The 20,437-nt window shown below is 56.7% G+C and carries 20 protein-coding genes; 19 read left to right on the top strand and 1 reads right to left on the bottom strand.

What is annotated here, in order from left to right; all coding sequences use genetic code 11:
- Window positions 1–61: 61 nt before the first annotated feature.
- The 18 genes from ACR0JR_RS04755 (at window position 62) to ACR0JR_RS04670 (ending at window position 17,986) form a co-directional block, all read left to right on the top strand.
- The gene (locus tag ACR0JR_RS04755; RefSeq protein WP_480455233.1) at window positions 62–1,288 is read left to right on the top strand and encodes an ABC transporter substrate-binding protein; all 1,227 of its coding nucleotides are present in this window, start codon (window positions 62–64) and stop codon (window positions 1,286–1,288) included.
- A 65-nt stretch (window positions 1,289–1,353) separates the two neighbouring features.
- On the top strand, window positions 1,354–2,382 hold the full coding sequence (locus ACR0JR_RS04750) for a carbohydrate ABC transporter permease (protein ID WP_480455232.1): 1,029 nt from the start codon (window positions 1,354–1,356) through the stop codon (window positions 2,380–2,382).
- Window position 2,383: 1 nt separating this feature from the next.
- Complete coding sequence (locus tag ACR0JR_RS04745) at window positions 2,384–3,265, top strand: carbohydrate ABC transporter permease (protein WP_010442385.1); 882 nt, start codon at window positions 2,384–2,386, stop codon at window positions 3,263–3,265.
- 178 nt (window positions 3,266–3,443) lie between these two features.
- Entirely contained in the window at window positions 3,444–4,433 is a 990-nt protein-coding gene (locus ACR0JR_RS04740) for a nuclear transport factor 2 family protein (protein ID WP_319544333.1), read from the top strand.
- Window positions 4,434–4,565: 132 nt separating this feature from the next.
- On the top strand, window positions 4,566–5,096 hold the full coding sequence (locus ACR0JR_RS04735; protein WP_480455231.1) for an ester cyclase: 531 nt from the start codon (window positions 4,566–4,568) through the stop codon (window positions 5,094–5,096).
- An 11-nt stretch (window positions 5,097–5,107) separates the two neighbouring features.
- A complete protein-coding gene (gene hisD, locus ACR0JR_RS04730) occupies window positions 5,108–6,439 on the top strand; it encodes a histidinol dehydrogenase (RefSeq protein WP_480455230.1) in 1,332 nt (443 codons plus the stop codon).
- On the top strand, window positions 6,436–7,488 hold the full coding sequence (locus tag ACR0JR_RS04725; protein WP_480455229.1) for an ester cyclase: 1,053 nt from the start codon (window positions 6,436–6,438) through the stop codon (window positions 7,486–7,488). The genes hisD and ACR0JR_RS04725 overlap by 4 nt, the downstream gene beginning before the upstream one ends.
- A gap of 1 nt (window position 7,489) precedes the next feature.
- Window positions 7,490–8,257, top strand: a complete 768-nt coding sequence (locus tag ACR0JR_RS04720) for an SDR family NAD(P)-dependent oxidoreductase (protein ID WP_480455228.1) — start codon at window positions 7,490–7,492, stop codon at window positions 8,255–8,257.
- On the top strand, window positions 8,257–9,270 hold the full coding sequence (locus ACR0JR_RS04715) for a LacI family DNA-binding transcriptional regulator (RefSeq protein ID WP_480455227.1): 1,014 nt from the start codon (window positions 8,257–8,259) through the stop codon (window positions 9,268–9,270). The genes ACR0JR_RS04720 and ACR0JR_RS04715 overlap by 1 nt, the downstream gene beginning before the upstream one ends.
- 2 nt (window positions 9,271–9,272) lie before the next feature.
- On the top strand, window positions 9,273–10,247 hold the full coding sequence (locus ACR0JR_RS04710; protein WP_480455226.1) for a nuclear transport factor 2 family protein: 975 nt from the start codon (window positions 9,273–9,275) through the stop codon (window positions 10,245–10,247).
- Window positions 10,248–10,399: 152 nt separating this feature from the next.
- Complete coding sequence (locus tag ACR0JR_RS04705) at window positions 10,400–11,359, top strand: cupin domain-containing protein (RefSeq protein ID WP_480455225.1); 960 nt, start codon at window positions 10,400–10,402, stop codon at window positions 11,357–11,359.
- A complete protein-coding gene (locus ACR0JR_RS04700) occupies window positions 11,356–11,958 on the top strand; it encodes a class I SAM-dependent methyltransferase (RefSeq protein WP_170772136.1) in 603 nt (200 codons plus the stop codon). Before ACR0JR_RS04705 ends, ACR0JR_RS04700 begins: the two co-directional genes overlap by 4 nt.
- A gap of 10 nt (window positions 11,959–11,968) precedes the next feature.
- Window positions 11,969–13,090 carry a cobalamin-independent methionine synthase II family protein gene (locus tag ACR0JR_RS04695; protein WP_480455224.1) on the top strand — a complete coding sequence of 374 codons (1,122 nt, stop codon included), beginning with the start codon at window positions 11,969–11,971 and terminating at the stop codon, window positions 13,088–13,090.
- Window positions 13,087–13,782: an alpha/beta fold hydrolase gene (locus ACR0JR_RS04690; protein WP_480455223.1), complete on the top strand. Its 696-nt coding sequence runs from the start codon at window positions 13,087–13,089 to the stop codon at window positions 13,780–13,782. The genes ACR0JR_RS04695 and ACR0JR_RS04690 overlap by 4 nt, the downstream gene beginning before the upstream one ends.
- On the top strand, window positions 13,779–14,474 hold the full coding sequence (locus ACR0JR_RS04685) for an RraA family protein (RefSeq protein ID WP_480455222.1): 696 nt from the start codon (window positions 13,779–13,781) through the stop codon (window positions 14,472–14,474). The genes ACR0JR_RS04690 and ACR0JR_RS04685 overlap by 4 nt, the downstream gene beginning before the upstream one ends.
- 546 nt (window positions 14,475–15,020) lie before the next feature.
- The gene (gene nhaC, locus ACR0JR_RS04680) at window positions 15,021–16,493 is read left to right on the top strand and encodes a Na+/H+ antiporter NhaC (RefSeq protein WP_480455221.1); all 1,473 of its coding nucleotides are present in this window, start codon (window positions 15,021–15,023) and stop codon (window positions 16,491–16,493) included.
- 72 nt (window positions 16,494–16,565) lie between these two features.
- Complete coding sequence (locus tag ACR0JR_RS04675; protein ID WP_480455220.1) at window positions 16,566–17,582, top strand: GlxA family transcriptional regulator; 1,017 nt, start codon at window positions 16,566–16,568, stop codon at window positions 17,580–17,582.
- 230 nt (window positions 17,583–17,812) lie between these two features.
- Entirely contained in the window at window positions 17,813–17,986 is a 174-nt protein-coding gene (locus ACR0JR_RS04670; RefSeq protein ID WP_480455219.1) for a hypothetical protein, read from the top strand.
- A gap of 1 nt (window position 17,987) precedes the next feature.
- On the opposite strand, the gene ACR0JR_RS04665 is transcribed toward ACR0JR_RS04670, so the two are convergent.
- Window positions 17,988–19,187 carry an ROK family transcriptional regulator gene (locus tag ACR0JR_RS04665; protein ID WP_170781471.1) on the bottom strand — a complete coding sequence of 400 codons (1,200 nt, stop codon included), beginning with the start codon at window positions 19,185–19,187 and terminating at the stop codon, window positions 17,988–17,990.
- Between the two features lie 186 nt (window positions 19,188–19,373).
- Here ACR0JR_RS04665 and ACR0JR_RS04660 point away from each other — a divergent pair, with 186 nt between their 5' ends.
- Window positions 19,374–20,393, top strand: a complete 1,020-nt coding sequence (locus ACR0JR_RS04660; protein WP_029622083.1) for a sugar ABC transporter substrate-binding protein — start codon at window positions 19,374–19,376, stop codon at window positions 20,391–20,393.
- Window positions 20,394–20,437 lie beyond the last annotated feature (44 nt).

The raw sequence follows: 20,437 nt of genomic DNA, 5'->3' as shown, positions 1-20,437 counted from the left end.
ACGGGTTCAAACAAGGGTGCAGACTTCGAAGATGCACCCAAACATCCAGGGAGGAATACTTATGTTTCTAAAGAGAATCGCATTGGCTGGTTCGATGGCCGCCTTTGCCGCGAGCGCAGGATATGCCTGTGAAATCGACAGTCGGGTCAATATTGTTGGCAACGAATTTGCGGCCATTCAGGCCGTCGCGGCAGGTGCCAAGGAATGCACTGGGGCGTCAGTAGAATCTAACCTGACATCGGAACACCAAACCATCAACGTGGCTGGTTTGTCTGGAAACCCGTCTGAGTATACAAGTGCCATCATCGCCAACAGCTCGATAGTCGCGCTGATGAACGAAGACGTCATTCGCCCGCTAAACGATCTTGTGGAACAACATGGTCAGGACTTGCAGCCAGGACAGCTGATCAAAATTGGCGACAATATCATGGCCATCGCGTTCATGGCCAATGCGCAGCACCTGATGTACCGCAAGGATGTTCTGGAGCAGGCTGGTGTTGAAGTGCCATCCACGTATGAGGAACTGCTCGAAGTAGCCAGCGCCATTCGTGAGCAGGGGATCATGCAAAATCCGGTGGGCGGCGCCTACGCATCGGGTTGGAATCTGGCACAAGAATTCAACAATATGTTCCTTGGCTATGGTGGCCAGCACTTCAAGCCCGGCACGGCCGAACCCAACGTGAATTCTGAAGCCGGCGTAAACGCGCTGAACATGATGAAAGCGTTGTCGGAATACATGAATCCCGACTTCCTGACCCATGACTCGAACGCAACCAACGCTGAATACCGCGCGGGCAACGTTGCAATTATGAACATGTGGGGGTCGCGTGCGTCACAGCAGACCACCACCGAGGGCGTGTTGCAAGAGGTGATCGACGGTCACGCTATAGGCGCACCGCTGACAGTTGGCGGCGGGGATACCCCGGCATCGACCCTGTGGTGGGACGGCTGGACTGTCGGAAAAAACATCTCGGATGAAGAGGCCGAGGCCACATTCATCGCCATGAAACACGGTATCCGCCCGGACATGTTGAACGATGAGACCACGCCGCTAGCGGTTTGGCTGATCGAAGGCTACGAGCCCGCTGCAGATGCCGAAGGCGTTTTTGCCGCGGCCAAAATGGGCACACCCGCCTATCCGATGCTGCCCTACATGGGTCTGATGCACAGCGCACTTGGCAACGAACTTGCGGACTTCATGCAAGGCAAGGAAAGCGCTGAACAGGCACTTGCCGATGTCGAGGCCGCCTATCGCGCCGCCGCCATCGAGCAAGGCTATTTGCAATAACAAGCCCATTGCGCGGGCGCCTTCGATATCCGCCCGCGCAAACCCACTGACGCGAGGATTGCAACATGCGCCATAAGACATTCCTTTGGTTCTTCCTGCCCACAGGACTTGCGATGTTGCTGTTCATCGCCATGCCAATCGTATCGGTCGTGACACAATCAATCTTCGCACCTCACCCAGCGGTACTTTTGGAAGTTGAGAATTGTACCCCCCTGATTGGGTGTACGACAGAGACGACTATCGACCAGGAAGCGACAGCCGTATTGCGCGCCGAGCAACCCTTGGGCCGGTTTGTCGGATTGGGCATCTACTTTGACCGTGGCCACCTGGCGATCCAGGAAATCAGCCAAATGTGGGCGTCCAACGAGACGTGGGACGGGTTCTTCTCGGAACTGGGAAATCTGCCTTTTTACCGGGCAATGGCGTTCACGCTTACCTTCACTTTCATAGTGACGCCTCTCACGATCCTCTTGGGGCTAGTAATCGCTCTGGCAGTCAACTCACTGCACCGGCACCTCAAAGGTCTGATGATCTTCTTTTCGCTTCTGCCCATGATCGTCACCCCGCTTATCGGGTCTCTTATCCTGTTCTGGATGATCGACAGCCGCGGTGTCATTGGCAACGCTCTTGTATACATGGCCGGAGATCCGAATTTCAGCCTTAAGGCCTCAACCGGGCTGATGTGGGTTGCCTTGATGGTTTACGGCGTCTGGAGCTCGTCCCCGTTTGCCTTCGTCGTGTTCTATGCTGGGCTACAAACGTTGCCTCAGGACCAGATTGAGGCCGCGCAGATCGATGGTGCGACCCGCTGGCAGCAGGTCAAATTTGTGGTCGTCCCGCATCTGATGCCGCTGGTTACTTTTGTTGCGCTGATCCAGCTGATGGACAATTTCAAAGTGCTTGAGCCGATCATCGGGTTCAGCGCCGGAGCGCATGCACAATCCCTCAGCACCTTCATTTTGAACGACATGAGTGGTGAAACCCGGCAACTTTCATCCGCTGCTGCAACCTCTGTGATGACAATTATCGGGGTCGCCATTCTTCTGTCGCCCGTGCTTGTCCGCACATGGCGTGACTTCAAAGGAGCAAGATAAGATGGCCAGTCGCGCACAAAGAATGCCCAAAAGCCTTCGGATAGCCTCTTCCTTATTCGTGCTCCTTTGGTTCTTCCTGGCTGCTTTCCCATTCTTCTGGACGGTATGGGGCTCGTTCAAAGTCGAGTTGGATTTCTTCTCTATCGCGGACTGGACCAATGCATTGACCGGTGCCCGAACCGAAGCAGTCTATGGCTCGCCATTCACCACCACCGGCTATGAGGGCGCATGGATACAGGAAGAATTCTGGCGCAATGTTCTCAATACCGGAATCGTGTGTTTCTTCGTAGTCACTATCTCATTGACTATCGGAACGCTGGGAGGCTACGCGCTTTCACGGTCAACCTATAATTACACGTTCTGGCTGTTGATCACGGCGTTGATATTCCGTGCGATGCCACCGATTGCGCTGGTTTCAGGATATCTGCTGCCCTTCTTTGAATGGAATATCTGGGGAATCCTCCCAACCACCATCATCGTGCTTGTGGCGATCAACCAGCCCTTTACCCTGTGGATGCTGCATTCCTTCTTCAAGAACATCCCAAGCGAATTGGACGAAAGCGCCAAAGTCGATGGCTGCAACCAGTTTCAAGCCTTCCGCCGCGTGATCATTCCGGTGATGTGGCCGGGTGTCATCACCACCGGGCTGTTCTCATTCCTGCTGGCCTATAACGACTTTGCCGTGGGGGCGATGCTGCTGTCAGAAAGCAACCGTACCATGGTGCCCGCCATTGCCGCGTTCCTCGGTACAACGCAAACCGAGGGCAACGTGATGTTCGCCGTTGCGGCCGTGGTTTCGGCCACAGTTCCACTGTTCATTCTAGTGATGTTCTTCCAGCGTCAGATTGTGGGCGGTCTGACCGCCGGGGCTGTGAAAGGCTGACTCTGATGGGACGTACGCATCCTCAGTCCGTATCTGCCCATGCGCGCGCAGCCAGCCTGAACATGGCTGCGTGCCGGGCACGACGACCCGGGCGAATTCCCTTTGCTTTGATGCGCGCAGGACCATGCGAGGCGCTTCTCCGCAGACGCCTTGAACAGATCCCATAGAGACAAAGACAATGGAAAGCCTCGACCGCAAACCCTTTCTGAAATTCACCGCCGCACAACGTCATCCTGGCAACTTCCGGCCGGCCTTTGACGCATTCTTCGCCCCCAGTGCGCAAGTCAACGTGGTGCATCCCTTCAACGAGGTCGCGGGCGGCCTCGGACTGCACGATCACGTCATCGCCCCGCTTGCCAATTCCTTCGACGGGCTGTTTCGACGCGACGACATTGTCATGGCCGGCGAATTTAACGGACAAGGCTGGATCAGCGCCACGGGCTATTTCGTTGGTCGGTTCTCACGCGATTGGCTTGGCATTCGCGCCACAGACGAGCTTGCCTATCTGCGCTTCGGCGAGTTCCACCGTATGCAGGATGGCAAGGCCGTGGAGAGTTTTGTCTTTCTGGACATCCCAGAGCTGATGCTGGCCGCTGGGCAATGGCCGATTACCGACAGCCCGGGCAAGACCCGCGGTTTCACTGGCATGATTCAGGGCCCAGCCAGCCATGATGGCATCTTGACCACCCCTCAAGACCCTGCCGAGGGTGCCAGGAGTTATCGTATGGTCACAGAAATGCTGGCCGGACTTGCCACTGAGAATGAGGCTTGGCGCCCCTACTGGCATAACAACATGGTCTGGTATGGCCCCGGCGCCTTCGGTTCTTTCGTCGGAATCGAGAGTTTTGCCAGCTTCCAGTTACCTTTCGAAGCCACCTTTGAAGGCTGGTCCGGAGGCAGTGCGGGCAACGGCATGACTGCGCATTTCACCCGCTACGGCGACGGCAACTACGTATGCTCGGGTGGCTGGCCCTCGTTGACTGGCGTGCAGATGAAATCCTTTCTCGACCAGCCCGCAAGCGGTAAACGCGTCTTCATGCGGGTCTGTGACTGGTGGCGCCGCGAGGGCGACCTGCTGGTCGAAAACTGGGTTTTTGTCGACATCCCGCATGTGCTGTTGCAGCTGGGTTACGACCTTTTTGCCGAAATCGCTGAACCAGCCGCATGAGCTGTTCCGCCAGACATAACGCCGCTGCGCGCCACCCGGCGCTCAACCGAATGCCAAGGGATTTTCTGACGGCCGATTAACCCTCCCCGTCTGTACAGAAAATCTCTTGGCAACCACATAAGGACGAGACACATGAAGGGCTCCCGCCCCGAACAGGCCGTGCTGACACGTGACACGGACATGAGCAAAACCGACGAGACCCGCGCCGTGATCGAGGGGATGGTCGATGGTTTGAACGACCACCGCATCGACGATATCGGCGAATTCTTTGCAGAAGGATTCCGCTGGATCGGCAATCAGGGTTGCGGCACCAAGACCGGGTTGCAGGAGTTTCAGGAAAACTGGCAGCGCCCGTTTCAGGCCGCCTTTTCGGATAAGACCTGCATCGACGAAGCGCGCCTCTACATGGGCGAATGGGCTGCGGCCTTTGGCCGTCAGGAAGCGACCCATTCGGGGGAGTTTCTGGGCATCGCCCCGACCGGCAAGCGGGTCGAGATCCGCTACATGGATTTCTGGAAAGTCGTCGACAGTAAGATCGTCGACAACTGGGTGAATGTCGATTTCGCCCACGTCGCCGCGCAGCTTGGCGTTGATCTGTTCAATGGCGAAGGCTGGGAAACATTCGACCGGGGAGAGAAAACTCCGCCCCGGCCCGACAATTGAGGATTAGGACAATGGCAATTGAATATCTTAAACGCGGCAAACCCGAAGCCGACCGGGCCGAAGATGACGCCAAAACACGCGCTGTCGTCGAGGCGACGCTGAAAGATATCGAAACTCGCGGTGACGCGGCAGTGCGCGAGTTATCGGAGAAATTCGACAACTATTCGCCTGAGAGTTTCCGCCTGAGCCAGCAGCAGATCGACGACCTGATCGCGTCGCTGACCGAACGCGAACTGGCGGATATCAGGTTTGCGCAGGCACAGGTGACGAACTTTGCGCAGGCGCAGCGCGACTCGATGCTGGATATCGAGGTTGAAACGCAGCCTGGCGTGATACTGGGCCACAAGAACATCCCCGTGCAGTCCGTGGGTTGCTATGTGCCCGGCGGCAAGTTCCCGATGGTGGCTTCGGCGCATATGTCGGTTGCAACAGCGAAGGTCGCCGGCGTACCCCGGATCATCGCTTGCACGCCGCCGTTTCAGGGCAAACCAAACGCTGCGGTGATCGCGGCCATGCATCTGGGCGGCGCGCATGAGATCTATGTCATGGGTGGTATCCAAGCCATCGGCGCCATGGCAATCGGGACCGAGACCATCGATCCGGTTCACATGCTGGTTGGCCCCGGTAACGCCTTTGTGGCCGAAGCCAAGCGCCAGTTGTTTGGCCGCGTCGGCATTGATCTCTTCGCTGGCCCGACCGAGACCATGGTGATCGCCGATGAAACCGCAGCCGATGCCGAGCTTTGCGCAACCGATCTGCTGGGTCAGGCAGAACATGGCTATAACAGTCCCTGCGTTCTGCTGACCAACTCGCACAAACTGGCTGCGGAAACTCTGTCGGAAGTCGACCGCCTGCTGGGCATTCTTCCGACCGCGGGCACCGCGAAAGTGTCGTGGGACGAGTATGGCGAGGTGATCGTCTGCGACAGCTATGACGAGATGCTGCAGGTCGCTGATGATATCGCATCCGAGCACGTTCAGGTCATGACCAACCGCGACGATTGGTTCTTGGAAAACATGACCTGCTACGGCGCGTTGTTCCTTGGGCCACGCACCAATGTGGCAAACGGTGATAAGGTGATCGGAACAAACCACACCCTGCCGACCAAGAAGGCCGGTCGCTATACAGGCGGTCTCTGGGTGGGTAAGTTCATGAAAACCCACAGCTACCAGAAGGTCGTCACCGACGAGGCTGCGACGCTGATCGGCGAATACGGCTCGCGCCTGTGCATGCTGGAAGGCTTTGTCGGCCATGCCGAGCAATGCAATATCCGCGTCCGCCGCTATGGTGGGATCAACGTTCCTTACGGTGAAGGCGCCCCTTACCGAGAGGCTGCGGAATGACCGACGTCCATTCAGCGAACAAGGCGCTGATCGCCCCGTTGCGGGCGGCAATGTACGGTTTTGACGAAGCAAGGGTGCGCGCCGCGTTGGATGGGCTGATCGCACCGGGCGCGGTCGTGCATATGCCGCATCCTTTCGGTGATCTGATCGGTCCGCAGGACCTCTACGACACCTGCTATGCGCCGCTGCTGAAAGCCATGCCCGATCTGGAACGCCGGGACTGGATCGTGATAGGTGGGCCAACGGAACATGGCGATGATTGGGTCGGTTGTGGCGGGCATTACATTGGCACTTTCGTCGCCCCGTGGTTGGGTATCCCGCCAACCGGGCACCTGACCCATATGCGGTTCCACGAATTCTACCGCATCACCGATGGCAAGGTTGTCGAGATCCAGACTCTGTGGGACATCCCCGAGGTGATGATGCAGGCCAAGGCCTGGCCCATGGCCCCGTCGCTGGGGCTGGAATTTTACATTCCCGGCCCGGCAACGCTGGACGGCATCGTGCCCGGACCGTGGGATGAGGCGACATCGCAGGCCTCGTGCACTCACATTGTCTCAATGCTCGAACACCTTAAGAAACACCCCAGCCAGGGCGGTCCCGCAGTGATGGAGATGGAGAAGTTCTGGCATCCGCGCATGAATTGGTACGGTCCTGCAGGGATCGGCACGGGTCGCGGTATCGCGGGGTTCCGCAACTGGCACCAGATTCCGTTCCTGAACGGTATGCCCGATCGTGGCCAGTACGTTGAGGATATCACCTATCACTTCTTCGGTGACGGCGACTATGCCGCCGTTACCGGCTGGCCCGACATGATTCAGACCGTCACGCATGATGGCTGGATGGGTATCGCGCCGTCCGGCAAGCGGATTACCATGCGCAGCCTCGATTTCTGGCGGCTCGAAGATGGTCTGATCCGCGAGAACTGGGTCATGGTCGATCTGCTGGACGCCTACCGCCAACTGGGCGTAGATGTCTTTGCCCGCCTGCGCGAGTTTAATAAGGCACGTGTCCCGGGCAAAATTCCGTTCCCGGTCGGCGAGGTCTGATATGCCCCAATTCCCCAGCACCCCCAGTTTCAGCCTCAGCGGCAAGCGCGGACTTGTTGCCGGAGCTTCCTCGGGCATCGGCATGGCCTGCGCGGTTGCGCTGGCCGAACAGGGTGCCGAGGTCACACTGGCTGCGCGCCGCGCAGATGCGCTGCGCGATATCGCCGAGGAAATGAGCGCCCGGGGCTGGGCTGCCCACGTGCTTGAACTGGATGTCTCGGACGTGGCGGCAACGGCCGAGGCCGTGGCGCAGAACGGACCTTTTGATGTATTGCTGAATTCTGCAGGGCTGGCCCGGCACGGTAAGGCTGTGGACACGCGACCGGATGATTTTGATGCCGTGATGGGGGTGAATGTCCGAGGGGCCTATTTCCTGACGCAAGCTGTTGCCAAAGGCCTGCTTGACGCTGGGCGCCCCGGGTCGCTGATTAACATCTCAAGCCAGATGGGTCATGTCGGTGGCAGAGAACGCGCCGTTTACTGCGCGTCGAAATTCGCAGTCGAAGGGTTCACCAAGGCGATGGCGCTGGAGTTCGGACCCGAAAAGATCCGCGTCAACACGATATGCCCCACATTCATCTTGACCGACCTGACTAGATCGACCTTCGATGACCCGGACAAACGCGCTTGGATTCTGGACAAGATCAAACTTGGCCGACCGGGTGAGATTGAGGATATCATGGGGGCTGTGGTCTATTTGGCCTCGGATGCGTCAGCGTTGGTGACCGGCACAGCAATTTTGATCGACGGAGGTTGGACGGCAGACTGATGGCGGTGCACAAAGTTACATCCATGGACGTTGCCCGGATGGCTGGGGTCAGCCAATCCGCAGTCAGCCGGGTGTTTACGCCGGGCGCTTCGGCTTCGCCCAAGACGGTTGCTAAGGTACGCAAAGCGGCAGAGGCATTGGGATATCGGCCCAACGTGCTTGCCCGAGCCATGGTCTCGGGCAAAAGCGGCATCATCGGTCTGGTCGTGGCCTACCTGAACAATCAGTTCTATCCAGAAGCGCTGGAAAAACTGTCGAACGCCTTACAGGAGCGCGGGTATCATGTGCTGATATTTATGGCCTCTAATTCGGCCCAGAACATTGATAAGATTGTTGGCGAAATCCTGGATTTTCAGGTCGATGGGATCGTTGCCGCTTCGGTCGCGCTGTCATCCGATCTGTCTGATCGCTGCCGGGCGGCCGGGGTGCCCATGGTTCTGTTCAATCGTGGGCAGGATGATCCCACGATGTCATCGGTTACATCGGATAACCAGGCCGGAGGACGTAAGGTCGCCGAATTCCTGCTGGCCGCAGGGCACAAGAAAATCAGCTATGTCGCCGGTTGGGAAGGCGCGTCGACCCAGCGGGACCGCGAGGCCGGTTTTGTCGCGACCCTGCACCAAGCGGGCGTGACGCTACACAGCCGCGAAGTTGGCAACTTTGGGGCGGAAGATGCCCGGGGCGCAACCCGCAGGTTGTTTGCCTCGGACCCGCCTGATGCTGTCTTCGTCGCCAACGATCATATGGCGATTGCGGTGATGGACACGCTCCGGTTCGAGTTGGGCCTGAATATCCCCGAAGACGTTTCGGTGGTGGGGTATGATGATGTCGCCGTTGCGGCCTGGCCCAGCTATGACCTGACAACAGTCCGACAGCCCGCCAACCGCATGGTGGCGGAAACGGTGGACATTCTTCTCAGTAAAATCGACGACCCGCAGATAGAGCCCAAACAGCTTGAGATCGACGGACCACTGATCATTCGCGGCTCGGCCCGCATTCCTGAAGGATGGTAAACATGAAGGGATTTGATCCCAAATTCAAAGACTTTCCCGACTATATTATCGGGATTACCAAAGAGATATGGGAAGATCGTGGAATTGCCACTTTGCACCACTATTACTCGCCGGATATCGTTGTGCGTTCGCCCGGTTCGGTTGTGGTTGGCAATCAGGGGGTTATCGCCGCCACGATGGCAACCCTTGCCGAGTTTCCGGATCGTACATTGCTTGGCGAGGATGTGATCTGGTCGGGCACACCGGAAGAGGGCATGCTGTCGTCGCATCGCTTGCTGTCTACGGCAACGCATTTGGGTGACGGCGTTTATGGCAAGGCGACCGGTAAAAAGCTGGTTTATCGCATCCTGGCCGATTGCCACGCAATCAATAACCAGATCAACGACGAATGGCTGATCCGCGACCAAAGCGCGATTGTCCAACAGATGGGCTGGGATCCCAAGGAATACGCCCGCGACCTGATCGCCCGCGAGGGCGGACCTGACGCCTGTATTCAGCCCTACACGCCCGCAAACGATCAGCCTGGCCCGTATGAAGGCCATGGCAACGACAACGAATGGGGCCAAAAATATGCCGACATTCTGACCCGGATCATGAATGCCGATATGGGTGTGATTGAGGAAGAGTATGACCGCGCCGTCCTCTCGGAATATCCCGGTGGCACCACAGGGCATAGCTGGGGGCTGGTGGATCGGTTCTGGATGGGGCTGCGCGCGTCTTTCCCGAATGCAGAATTCAAAATCCAGCACCAGATTGGCCGCGACGATCCGATGATGCCACCGCGCGCGGCGATCCGCTGGACGCTGCACGGTAAGCATGATGGCTGGGGCGTTTTCGGCGTGCCGACCGGGACCGAGGTCTTTGTGCTGGGCATCAGTCAGGCCGAGTTCGGCCCCTGGGGTCTGCGTAAGGAATACACCCTGTTTGACGAAACCTCGATCTGGAAACAGATTCTGCTGAAAACCGGCGATCTCTAGAATGTCGCTCCGTATCTCAAATCTGGATGCCGGGCAGGTGTTGCGGCGGTTCCACGCCCACCGCACCAGTCTGCGCGCCCGGCGGCTGAACAATCGCCCTCCGGGCCTTGGGGATTGATCCGATCAAACCTCAAAGCAAAAGGAAGAAAGAAATGACCACAATCCAAAGCCGCATCGTCCGATATGGCGAGCTAAAGCCCTGCAAAACCGCGTTCATCGACGCGCACACACCGGGGTCTGACCAGAAGGAGAACTTTACCATTATTGGTGGCGGTGTTAGCGAAAGCCCCGATCAGCACGTCCACATCACCGACAAGATCGGGTTCAACATCGGCGCAGCGGGACAGCCTCCGAAGTGCCGTAACTCACTGCACAGCCACACCACCGCCGAGGTGTTCTTTGTCGCCAAGGGCCGCTGGCGGTTCTTCTGGGGTCGTTACGGCACTGCAGGTGAGTTCATCGCCGAAGAAGGTGACATCTTCAACATCCCGACTGGCATCTTCCGCGGGTTCGAAAATGTCGGACAGGACTACGGCATGATCATGTCGATGCTGGGCGGCGACGACGCTGGTGGCGGTGTGACCTGGGCTCCGCAAGTCATTCAGGACGCGCAGGCCCATGGCCTGGTTCTGGGCAATAACGGCGTACTCTATGACAGCAAAAAGGGCGAGGAATTGCCGCACAACGTCCAGCCCATGCCGTTGCTGACCGAGGAAGAGCTGAAAGCCTATCCCGAGGTTCCCGTTGATGCGGTGATCGGAAAATATGTCGCCCGGTACTGGGACCTGATGGCGCTGTCGGTGGACAAGCCGACAATGGTGATCGGTGAGAATGGTCTGATCAAGGACAAGCCCGGTTTCGAGGTGGATTTCCTGACACGCGGCTCGGCCGTGACTGATCAGATCAAGGCGGACAAGCCTGTGGTTCTGATGCCGGCCAGCGGCCATTGGCGTATCAGGATTAATGAGGTCGAAATTACCCTGTCCAACGGCGACACCGCACTGGTTCTGCCGGATGAAAGCTATTGTGTTGAACCATCAATGACCGGGTTCGCCGGACTCTATAGGATCACGGCCACAGATGACCCAGCAGGAGCAACCTGGACAGAATGAACGCGGACCCCAAAGACACCCATGCTGTCTACGAACGGCAAGCTACAGAGTATGACAGGCTCCGTTCAAAGGCTCTCTTCGAAGCGCGTTGGCTGGCGCGCTTCACCGCGAGCCTCAAGCCCGGCGAGCATGTATTGGATTTGGGGTGTGGCACCGGCGACCCCATAGCGCGCTGGTTCCTGGCCGAGGGTTTTAACGTAACGGGTGTCGATTTCTCAAAGGCAATGTTGGCCATCGCCCAAGATCGCTGGCCTGATGGTGATTGGCGGCATGCCGATATGCGGGAATTCGATCTGGGCCAGACATTCGACGGCATCATTGCCTGGAACAGTTTTTTCCATCTCACTGCGGAAGAGCAAAGGGGATGTATCGCGCGCATAGCTCGACATTTGCGATCTGGCGGAATGCTGATGCTGACGGTCGGACCGCGCGCTGGTGAGGACAGCGGCACAGTGGGGACAGAACCAGTATATCATGCTTCGCTTTCGCCTGCGGAATATGCCCTGTGCTTAGAAGAAAACGGGCTGCGGATGACCGGCTTTCTTGCCGAAGACCCCGAAACCCAAAGCCATACAGTCTTGATGGCGCGCAAAACCTGAGGAGGTCCTGATGAGCATAAAAACCACCCATGTTGGGTCACTGCCCCGGACGCAGAAGGTCGTGGACTTCATCTTCGCGCGCGAGCGGGAGGAACCGTTCGATCAGGCCGCGTTCAATGCCTGCATGACCGCTGCGGTGTCCGAGACGGTGCGCAAACAAGCCGAAGCCGGGGTTGATATTGTCTCGGATGGTGAGACCTCAAAAATCTCTTATGCCACTTATGTGAAGGATCGCTATACCGGCTTTGATGGGGACAGCCCACGCAACGCGCCGGCGGACCTCAAAATGTTTCCGGGCTTTCTGCAGCGATTGGCCGATGACGGCGGAACGCCGCAATATGCGCGGCCCATGTGTGTGGGTGAGGTGCGCTCGAAAGGGCAGGGTGAGCTGCAGAAAGACATAAACAATCTCAAGGCTGCGATGGCCGAACACACGGTCGAGCGCGGTTTTATGAACGCCGCTAGCCCCGGTGTGATTTCCCTGTTTCTGCAAAATGATTTCTACCCAACGCGCGAGGCCTATCTGGCCGCGCTGGCCGATGCGATGAAAGAAGAATATGAAACCATCGTTGGTGCGGGTCTGGATTTGCAGCTGGATTGCCCGGATCTCGCCCTGTCGCGCCATATGCTGTTCACCGATCTGTCCGACGATGAATTCGTGAAAATTGCAGACATGCACGTTGAGGCGTTGAACCACGCGCTGCAAAACGTCCCATCCGAAAAAGTGCGCGTCCATATCTGCTGGGGCAATTACGAGGGCCCGCATTGCTGTGACATCGCCATGGACAAGGTGTTCAAAACGTTGATGTCCACCAAATCTCGCTATGTTCTGTTCGAAACTTCGAACCCGCGCCATGCGCATGAATGGACGGTGTTCCGTGACCGCAAGGATGAGATTCCGGATGACAAGGTTCTGGTGCCCGGTGTGGTCGACACCACGACCAATTTTGTCGAACACCCTGAGCTGATCGCCCAACGAACCGAGCGGTTTGTGAACATTGTAGGCGCCGAACGCGTGATCGCCGGATCGGATTGCGGCTTTGGCACCTTTGCGGGTTTTGGCGCGGTCGATCAGGACATCGCATATGCAAAGCTGGGCGCGCTTGCCGAAGGGGCTGCTCTGGTCAAATGACGCCGCTTATCCTTCTGCCCGGCATGATGTGCGATGCGCGGTTGTTCACACCGCAGATTGACGCTCTGTCAGGCAAATACCCGATCCTGTCCGCACCGATCGGCGGAAAGGGCACAATGCAGGCGCTGGCCGCCGAGGTGTTGGCCTATGCGCCCGAGCGCTTTGCTATGGCGGGGCTCTCCATGGGTGGCATCGTGGCGATGGAAATCCTGCGGCAGGCTCCGGACCGTGTGGCCGGTCTGGCGTTGATGGACACGAACCCACTTGCTGAATTGGACGAAGTAAAAGCCAGGCGCGGCCCTCAGATCGACGCCGTTGAAAGCGGCAACTTGCGCAAGGTGATGGCCGAAGAGATGAAGCCGAACTACCTGACGGACGGCCCGTGCCGCGCAGAAATTCTGGATTTGTGCATGGATATGGCCATGGATCTTGGGTCGGAGGTTTTCATCAACCAATCCAAGGCTCTGCGCGATCGCCCTGATCAGAGCAATACCCTGCGCGACTTCACCGGTGCAGCGCTGGTTCTGTGTGGGCGCGACGATGCCCTGTGTCCTGTCGCACGGCACGAATTGATGCACGGCATGATGCCGCAAAGCGGGTTGGAAATCATCGAAAACGCCGGCCATTTACCGACTCTGGAACAACCGCAACAAACCACGGCGGCTCTGATCCGCTGGCTGGAGGCAATATGAACCCATCTCTGCTGGACCTGCTGAAAAAGGTCGACACGCCAACTGTTTGCAACGCCATCGAAGTGGCGCAGGGCAAGCGCGGTTTCAATGATTTTACTCGGGGCACGATGCAGTGCTCTGACCCTGATGCGGGTGCGATGGTAGGATATGCCCGGACCGCAAAGATTGCCGCCGTAAACCCGCCAACCGAGGCCTCCGACGTGATCCGCGCGCGCCGTATGGACTACTACCGGCACATGGCTTCGGGTACAGGTCCCGCCGTGACCGTTGTGGAAGACACGGACTATCCCGGCTGCATTGGTGCGTACTGGGGTGAAATCAATACGACTGTCCACAAGGGTTTTGGCATCAGCGGTGCGCTGACCAACGGCGTGATGCGGGACCTCGGCGACCTGCCGGCTGGATTCCCGGTGGTTGCCGGGTCTGTCGGGCCAAGCCACGGGTTCGTGCACGTGAAAGAGGTTGGAACTCCGGTGACAATCTTCGGCCTGTCCATCAATGACGGTGACCTTGTGCATGCCGACCGGCATGGCGCTCTGGTGATCCCGCCCGAGGTGGTGGACGAGCTTGAACAGGCGATCATCAAGCTGCTTGAAACCGAGAAACTGATCCTGGATCCCGCCCGAGCATCGGGGTTCGATTTCGACGCCTTCGAAAAAGCATGGGCGGCGTTCGAAGCCTCGCGGACATAAACTTGCGATCGGCTCTGGTGCTAAACCTTACAAGAAGACGACTTATCCGTTCGGTTGTTGTTGTCGCATTTGCGGCTGTGGTCATTCTGGTCACTATTGTTCTGTCCGTCGAATATAGCCGTATGCCATTCGTTCTTGGTCAGTTCGGCTATCTAGTACCTCCCGGCGGCGACGCTGTGAATGATCACGTCCGCCAGCACATTTTTGAGATACCCCAGAGTCTTGATCAACGCCTTGCCGTTCCCCCGTCGTGTTCTATGACCAAAGCCCTCCACTCGCCGCTATCCGGGTAAGGCTTGAGTAGCTCGTCGCCTCACTGGGCACGCGCACGATTTTTCGAAGCAAGGCATACTTCACGAACGCAAGTAATTTGTTTGGCGTGATTGCAAAGGTCAGTCTTCAGTTCATTCGAAGACGCCGAAATCGACGCCCCAATGTCGCAAATTCTAACAAGATGTGCGCTCTGACCGACAGTCTCACAACGCCAAACTTGGTTTCTTCCGCAGATCATCACGGTTCTGGACCATTCCAAAGGAGGAGACCCATATGTCTGGGAATGAAGACAACATACGGCAGCCCGGCTTGGTGCTGGCCCTCGTGCCAATAGTGCTGACCCTGTGTGTGCTTGGGCTGCAACTATTCTATTTCGGTGACTTTACTCCACACATCCCACTGGCATTCGGAATCGCAATCACAGGCATCGTTGGCCTCATGTTGGGTCACAAATGGCCCAGTATCGAGGAGGGCGTGTTCCACGTTATCAATATCTCCCTACCGTCGGTCTCGATACTGATCACAGTGGGGATGATCATCGGAGTGTGGATCGCAAGCGGCACCGTCCCGACGCTGATCTACTATGGTCTCAGGATTTTGTCGCCCGAGCTTTTCCTCGCCGCGGGAATGGTCCTTTGCTCTATTGTCTCCGTTTCTTTGGGCACCTCGTGGGGAACGACAGGCACCGTCGGATTAGCGCTGATGGGGATTGGAGCCGGGTTCGGCATTCCAATGTACTGGACAGCAGGGGCGGTAGTCTCAGGTGCATTCTTTGGAGACAAGATCTCGCCTTTATCAGATACGACAAACCTGGCACCTGCTGTGACGGGGACTAATCTGTTCGATCACATTCGGAATATGCTTCCAACCACAGTTCCGTCCATGCTGATAGCACTGGTAATTTATTTTGTCGTCGGCTTCACTCTGATCGACACATCCCAGGTATCGTTTGACCGTATTCACGCGATCACCACCGCGCTGGACGACGCTTTCTGGATTTCGCCGATCATGCTGTTTCCGGCAGTTCTGGTCATCGTGCTGGCGGTCATGAAACAACCTCCGATCCCGTCACTGTTCGCAGGCGCCGTTGCGGGCGGCATCATGGCTATCTTCTGTCAGGGGGCTGGACTGCATGAGACGTTCACCTTCGCCAACAGCGGCTATTCGATCGATACTGGAGTTCCGGAGATCGATCCCCTGCTGAACCGTGGCGGTATTCAGTCTATGATGTGGACGATTTCACTGGTGCTGCTGGCATTGGGGTTTGGCGGAGCGCTTGAACGCGTAGGCTGCCTTCAGGCCATCATCAAAGTTGTCATCTCGAAGGTGAAAACGTTTGCCGGTATTCAAACCTCAGCCATCCTGACCTCTGTTGCGACCAACACCGTTGCAGGTGACCCCTATCTGTCAATTGCACTGCCAGGGCGGATGTATGCACCGGTCTATCGCGCGATGGGCTATTCCCCACTGAACCTATCCCGGGCGGTCGAGGAAGGCGGAACTTTGGTGTCCCCTCTGATCCCTTGGAACGCGGGTGGTGCGTTTGTCATCACGGCGCTTGGCTTGGGTATCGCGGACGGCAACTTCGAAAATCTGCTGTATATTCCGCTTGCATTCGCTTGCTGGCTGTCACCGGTCATCGGTATCTTCTATGCCATGACAGGGCTGTTTTCGCCTAAAGCCAGCGAAAAAGAAATCCGCTCCTGGGAAGAAAGCGGCGAACCTGTTGCACAGATGAGTGCCTAATCTTTCCGCACCAACACCAAATGAGGTGTTGGTGCCCTTCACCCGCCTCGGTCAATACTGGGAGGAGAGCATATGGACCCGAAAAACTTTGTCCCAAAGGGCGCGGCCAGCTATCGTATTGACTATGATGGATCGGCCAAGGAAATCTATTTTCTGCTGCTGCCAAAGCTGACTATGCTGGCCTTCAGCGCCGCAGTGGAACCTCTGAGGATCGCCAACCAGGTTACTAACAAAGAACTGTATAAATGGTTTCTGATCACTGAAGATGGAAATCCGGTTACCTGCTCGAATGGGATTGAAATTACCCCGGATTATGCCCTACGTAATCTACCGCGATCCTCGCGGCTGTTCGTATGCTCGGGTATTGAACCAGCGGAAAGTACCAACCCGAAAGTCCTGTCGTGGATCCGCCGCCAAAGAACCTTTGGATGTAATCTGGGTGGTATTTGCACAGGGGCTTTCGCCCTTGCCAAGGCTGGAGTTCTGTCAGGGAAAAGGTTCACATTGCATTGGGAAAACCACCCTGCTTTTGTCGAACATTTTGATGATTTGGAGCCATCGTCAAACCTGTATGAGATCGACAACGAGCTTATGACATGTGGCGGCGGAAATGCCGCAACCGACATGATGTTGGACATGATCGAATCCAATTTCGGAAATGACCTCGCGGTCATTGTTTCGGACATGTGCATTCATTTTCGGTCCAACAATAGTAAAACGCTCCAGAAATCAGCCTTTTCGGTAGCTTTGGGTAGTCGCAACCAGTACCTGATCAACGCAATGCAGATCATGCAAGAAAACCTGGAAGAGCCGTTAGATATCTCTGAAATAGCAGAAGCCGTGCAGATATCTCGTCGCCAGTTAGAGCGTCTCTTCCAAAAGTATGTCGAAACTTCGCCTGTTCAGTTTTATCTAGAACTGCGCGTTTCGAGGGCTTACGCATTGCTCAGCGAAACCGAGATGGCGGTCGCGGAAATCGCGGCAGCCACAGGCTTTAGCAGCGCTACACAACTTACAGTACGATTCAAGAAACGCTACGGCGAAGCACCAACTTCATTCAGAAGGGGGTGGTCTGAAAGGCGTGAATAATTTGCGTCTGAACAGTCATAATTTGAGGCATCTAAACGTACTCCAGTGGTTTCTCTGCAGCGACCCTGTTGCATGGATCAGAGATGGGGCGACCAGACCCCAGTCCCAACACTTCAGAAAATGTGCTCATGTTCTGCACGACCGAGAGATGTCATGTGGTTCAGCGCTTTTGATGCAATTTTTGCTTCAACTACTTGAGTGGCAAGATCACGCGATTGCAGGCGACGGGCATGATTGAACTTGTATGGCATCCACGGCAACTCACGAAAATGAAAGCACCAGAGCTAAACTGGGAAGCCGAGCCGTGCAACAAAGTCGTGCAGAACAACATTCCAGATGAAGTAATCGTGCGGGATAATGATCCTCGCCGCTGTCCGGCGGATAACTCTTCAGCGATTGGGTAGGCTACATCCCAGAAAGCCCCGCATTGGTATTCAATAGAAACTGGCGGAAGATCGGGCTGCTTGCTGCTCCAATGCCTCGGGCGTTTTCACCAACTGCTGCAGCTTCTACGACCGGAGGAATCAATCCACGCTTGTCTTGGTTGAGGAGGTAACGACGAACCCGGGCAACTAACTCTTCCCGCACTTCCGATGGGAACGCGCCGTCTATGAAAATCGCCTCAAAGTCGATGACCGCGCAAATGGACAAGGCAGCCTTGGCAAGTTCCTGTGCCGTGGTACCAATCCAAGGCTCGACATATCGCGAAATGCTGCTCCAATCTTGTGGCTTCGTCCAGAGTATTTGGGGATCGACACCGGCTTCGATCAACCTGTCTTCGAGCAGGAACAGTGATGCAGTGTCGATCAACTGCTGGCTTTCGCCTAATGGCCCGGTCGTTCGCATCGCGCCCAAGGCACCTGCATTTCCCTGGTTGCCCTCAAACACGGTGCCGTTCAGCGCGACTCCGCCGCCGATCATTGACCCGATGAAGAAATAAAAATAGTCGCGATATTCGGCCCCGCGTCCATAAAGATGCTCGGCGTGACAGGCAGCCGTCGCATCGTTGACCACAAAAACTGGCAGGTCGCTGAACTTGGCGACCTCGGAAAAGAAATTCACGTTTTTCCAGGACCTGAATTTTTTGGCCGCAAGCCCAGACAGGTCGTGCCACTTCCACAGTTCGAACGGAGTTCCGATTCCAACCCCGCATACACGGTCGCGAAGTTTCTGGGGTTCATGGACCAGAAGTTCCTCCAATCCTTTCTCCAGAAACCCGAACACCGCTTCGGGCAGCGGATAGTCATAAGTCGTCGAGATTTGATGGCGCGGCTTGCCGGTGAAGTCGATCAAAAGAAGATCAGCGCTGCGGCGACCGATCTTCATCCCCACCGACAGGATGCCTTCGGGATTGAGTTCCATTGGGATCGAAGGTTTCCCTACCTTGCCCCTTAACGGCGTCCCACGTTTGAGAATCTCGTCCTTTTCGAGCTTACGCAGAATGATCGACACGGTCTGCGGAGACAGGCCTGTGAGCCGCGCGATTTCGGCCCCGGCAGCAGGTCCATGCCGTTGTAAAACCGTCAGAATCAGGCGTTCGTTATGATCACGAACACCGCTTTGGCTTACCCCGCCGGTTAGTATTTTCAGCGCTTCTCTTTCCATAACATTAAACATAAACACCTAGTTTTCTTATGAAAAGATACGCAGGCAAATTAATAAATAAACTTTATTTATTTATTGACACAGGGGTTAGAATCACGGTTTCTTAAGCAGGACCTTCATTGGAGGATGGAGGCGCGCCTTGTCGCTATTCCGCGCGGGGCCACAACAATTTTCTGGGAGGACAACATGAGAAATCTACTCAAGCTCGCCGCATCCGCGACTGCGCTAACTTTTGCCGCTGCATCCGCGCAAGCGGCTGGTGAAACCGTCTGCCTGATTACCAAGACCGACACCAACCCCTTTTTCGTCAAGATGAAGGAAGGCGCAACCGCCAAGGCAGAAGAGCTGGGCATGACGCTCAAGGCGTTTGCCGGCAAGGTTGATGGCGACCATGAAACTCAAGTCCAGGCCATTGAAACCTGCATCCTCGATGGCGCAAAAGGCATTCTACTGACGGCATCTGACACCAGCTCGATCGTACCTGCGGTCAAACAGGCGCGGGATGCGGGGGTTTTAGTCATTGCGCTGGATACACCACTTAGCCCGATTGACTCAGCGGACGCGACATTCGCGACGGACAACTACAAGGCCGGTCTGCTGATCGGTCAATGGGCCAAGGCCAAAATGGGCGACGCCGCGGCCGATGCCAAGATCGCGACGCTGGATCTGAATGTCAGCCAGCCGACAGTGGACGTTCTGCGCAATCAGGGTTTCCTCGACGGGTTTGGTGTGGACCTGGCGGACCCGAATGTCATCGGTGACGAAACCGATGCGCGTCTGGTCGGCAGTGACGTGACCGACGGCAACGAAGAAGGCGGTCGCCGTGCGATGGAAAACCTTCTGGCCAAGGATTCATCGATCAACGTTGTTCACACGATCAACGAACCGGCTGCTGCGGGTGCATATGAGGCACTGAAATCCATCGGGCGTGAAAACGACGTGCTGATCGTTTCGGTCGACGGCGGGTGCCCCGGTGTCCAAAACGTCGAAGCCGGTGTGATTGGGGCGACAAGCCAGCAGTACCCGCTGTTGATGGCCTCGCTTGGTGTTGAGGCCGTGAAAAAATGGGCCGAAGAGGGCGTGAAGCCTGAAAACACACCCGGCAAAGACTTTTATGACACGGGCGTCGCGCTCATCACCGACCAGCCGGTTGATGGGGTCGAGTCGCTGTCGGTCGCAGAAGGCCTGGATCTCTGCTGGGGCTAAAGGCAGCCATATTGGGTGAGGCGCGCCACTGCGTCTCATCAATC

This window comes from Ruegeria sp. AA3 (assembly GCF_056542905.1).
The sequence above is the reverse complement of the archived record's forward strand: the minus strand, read 5'-3'. Positions and strand labels throughout refer to the sequence as shown.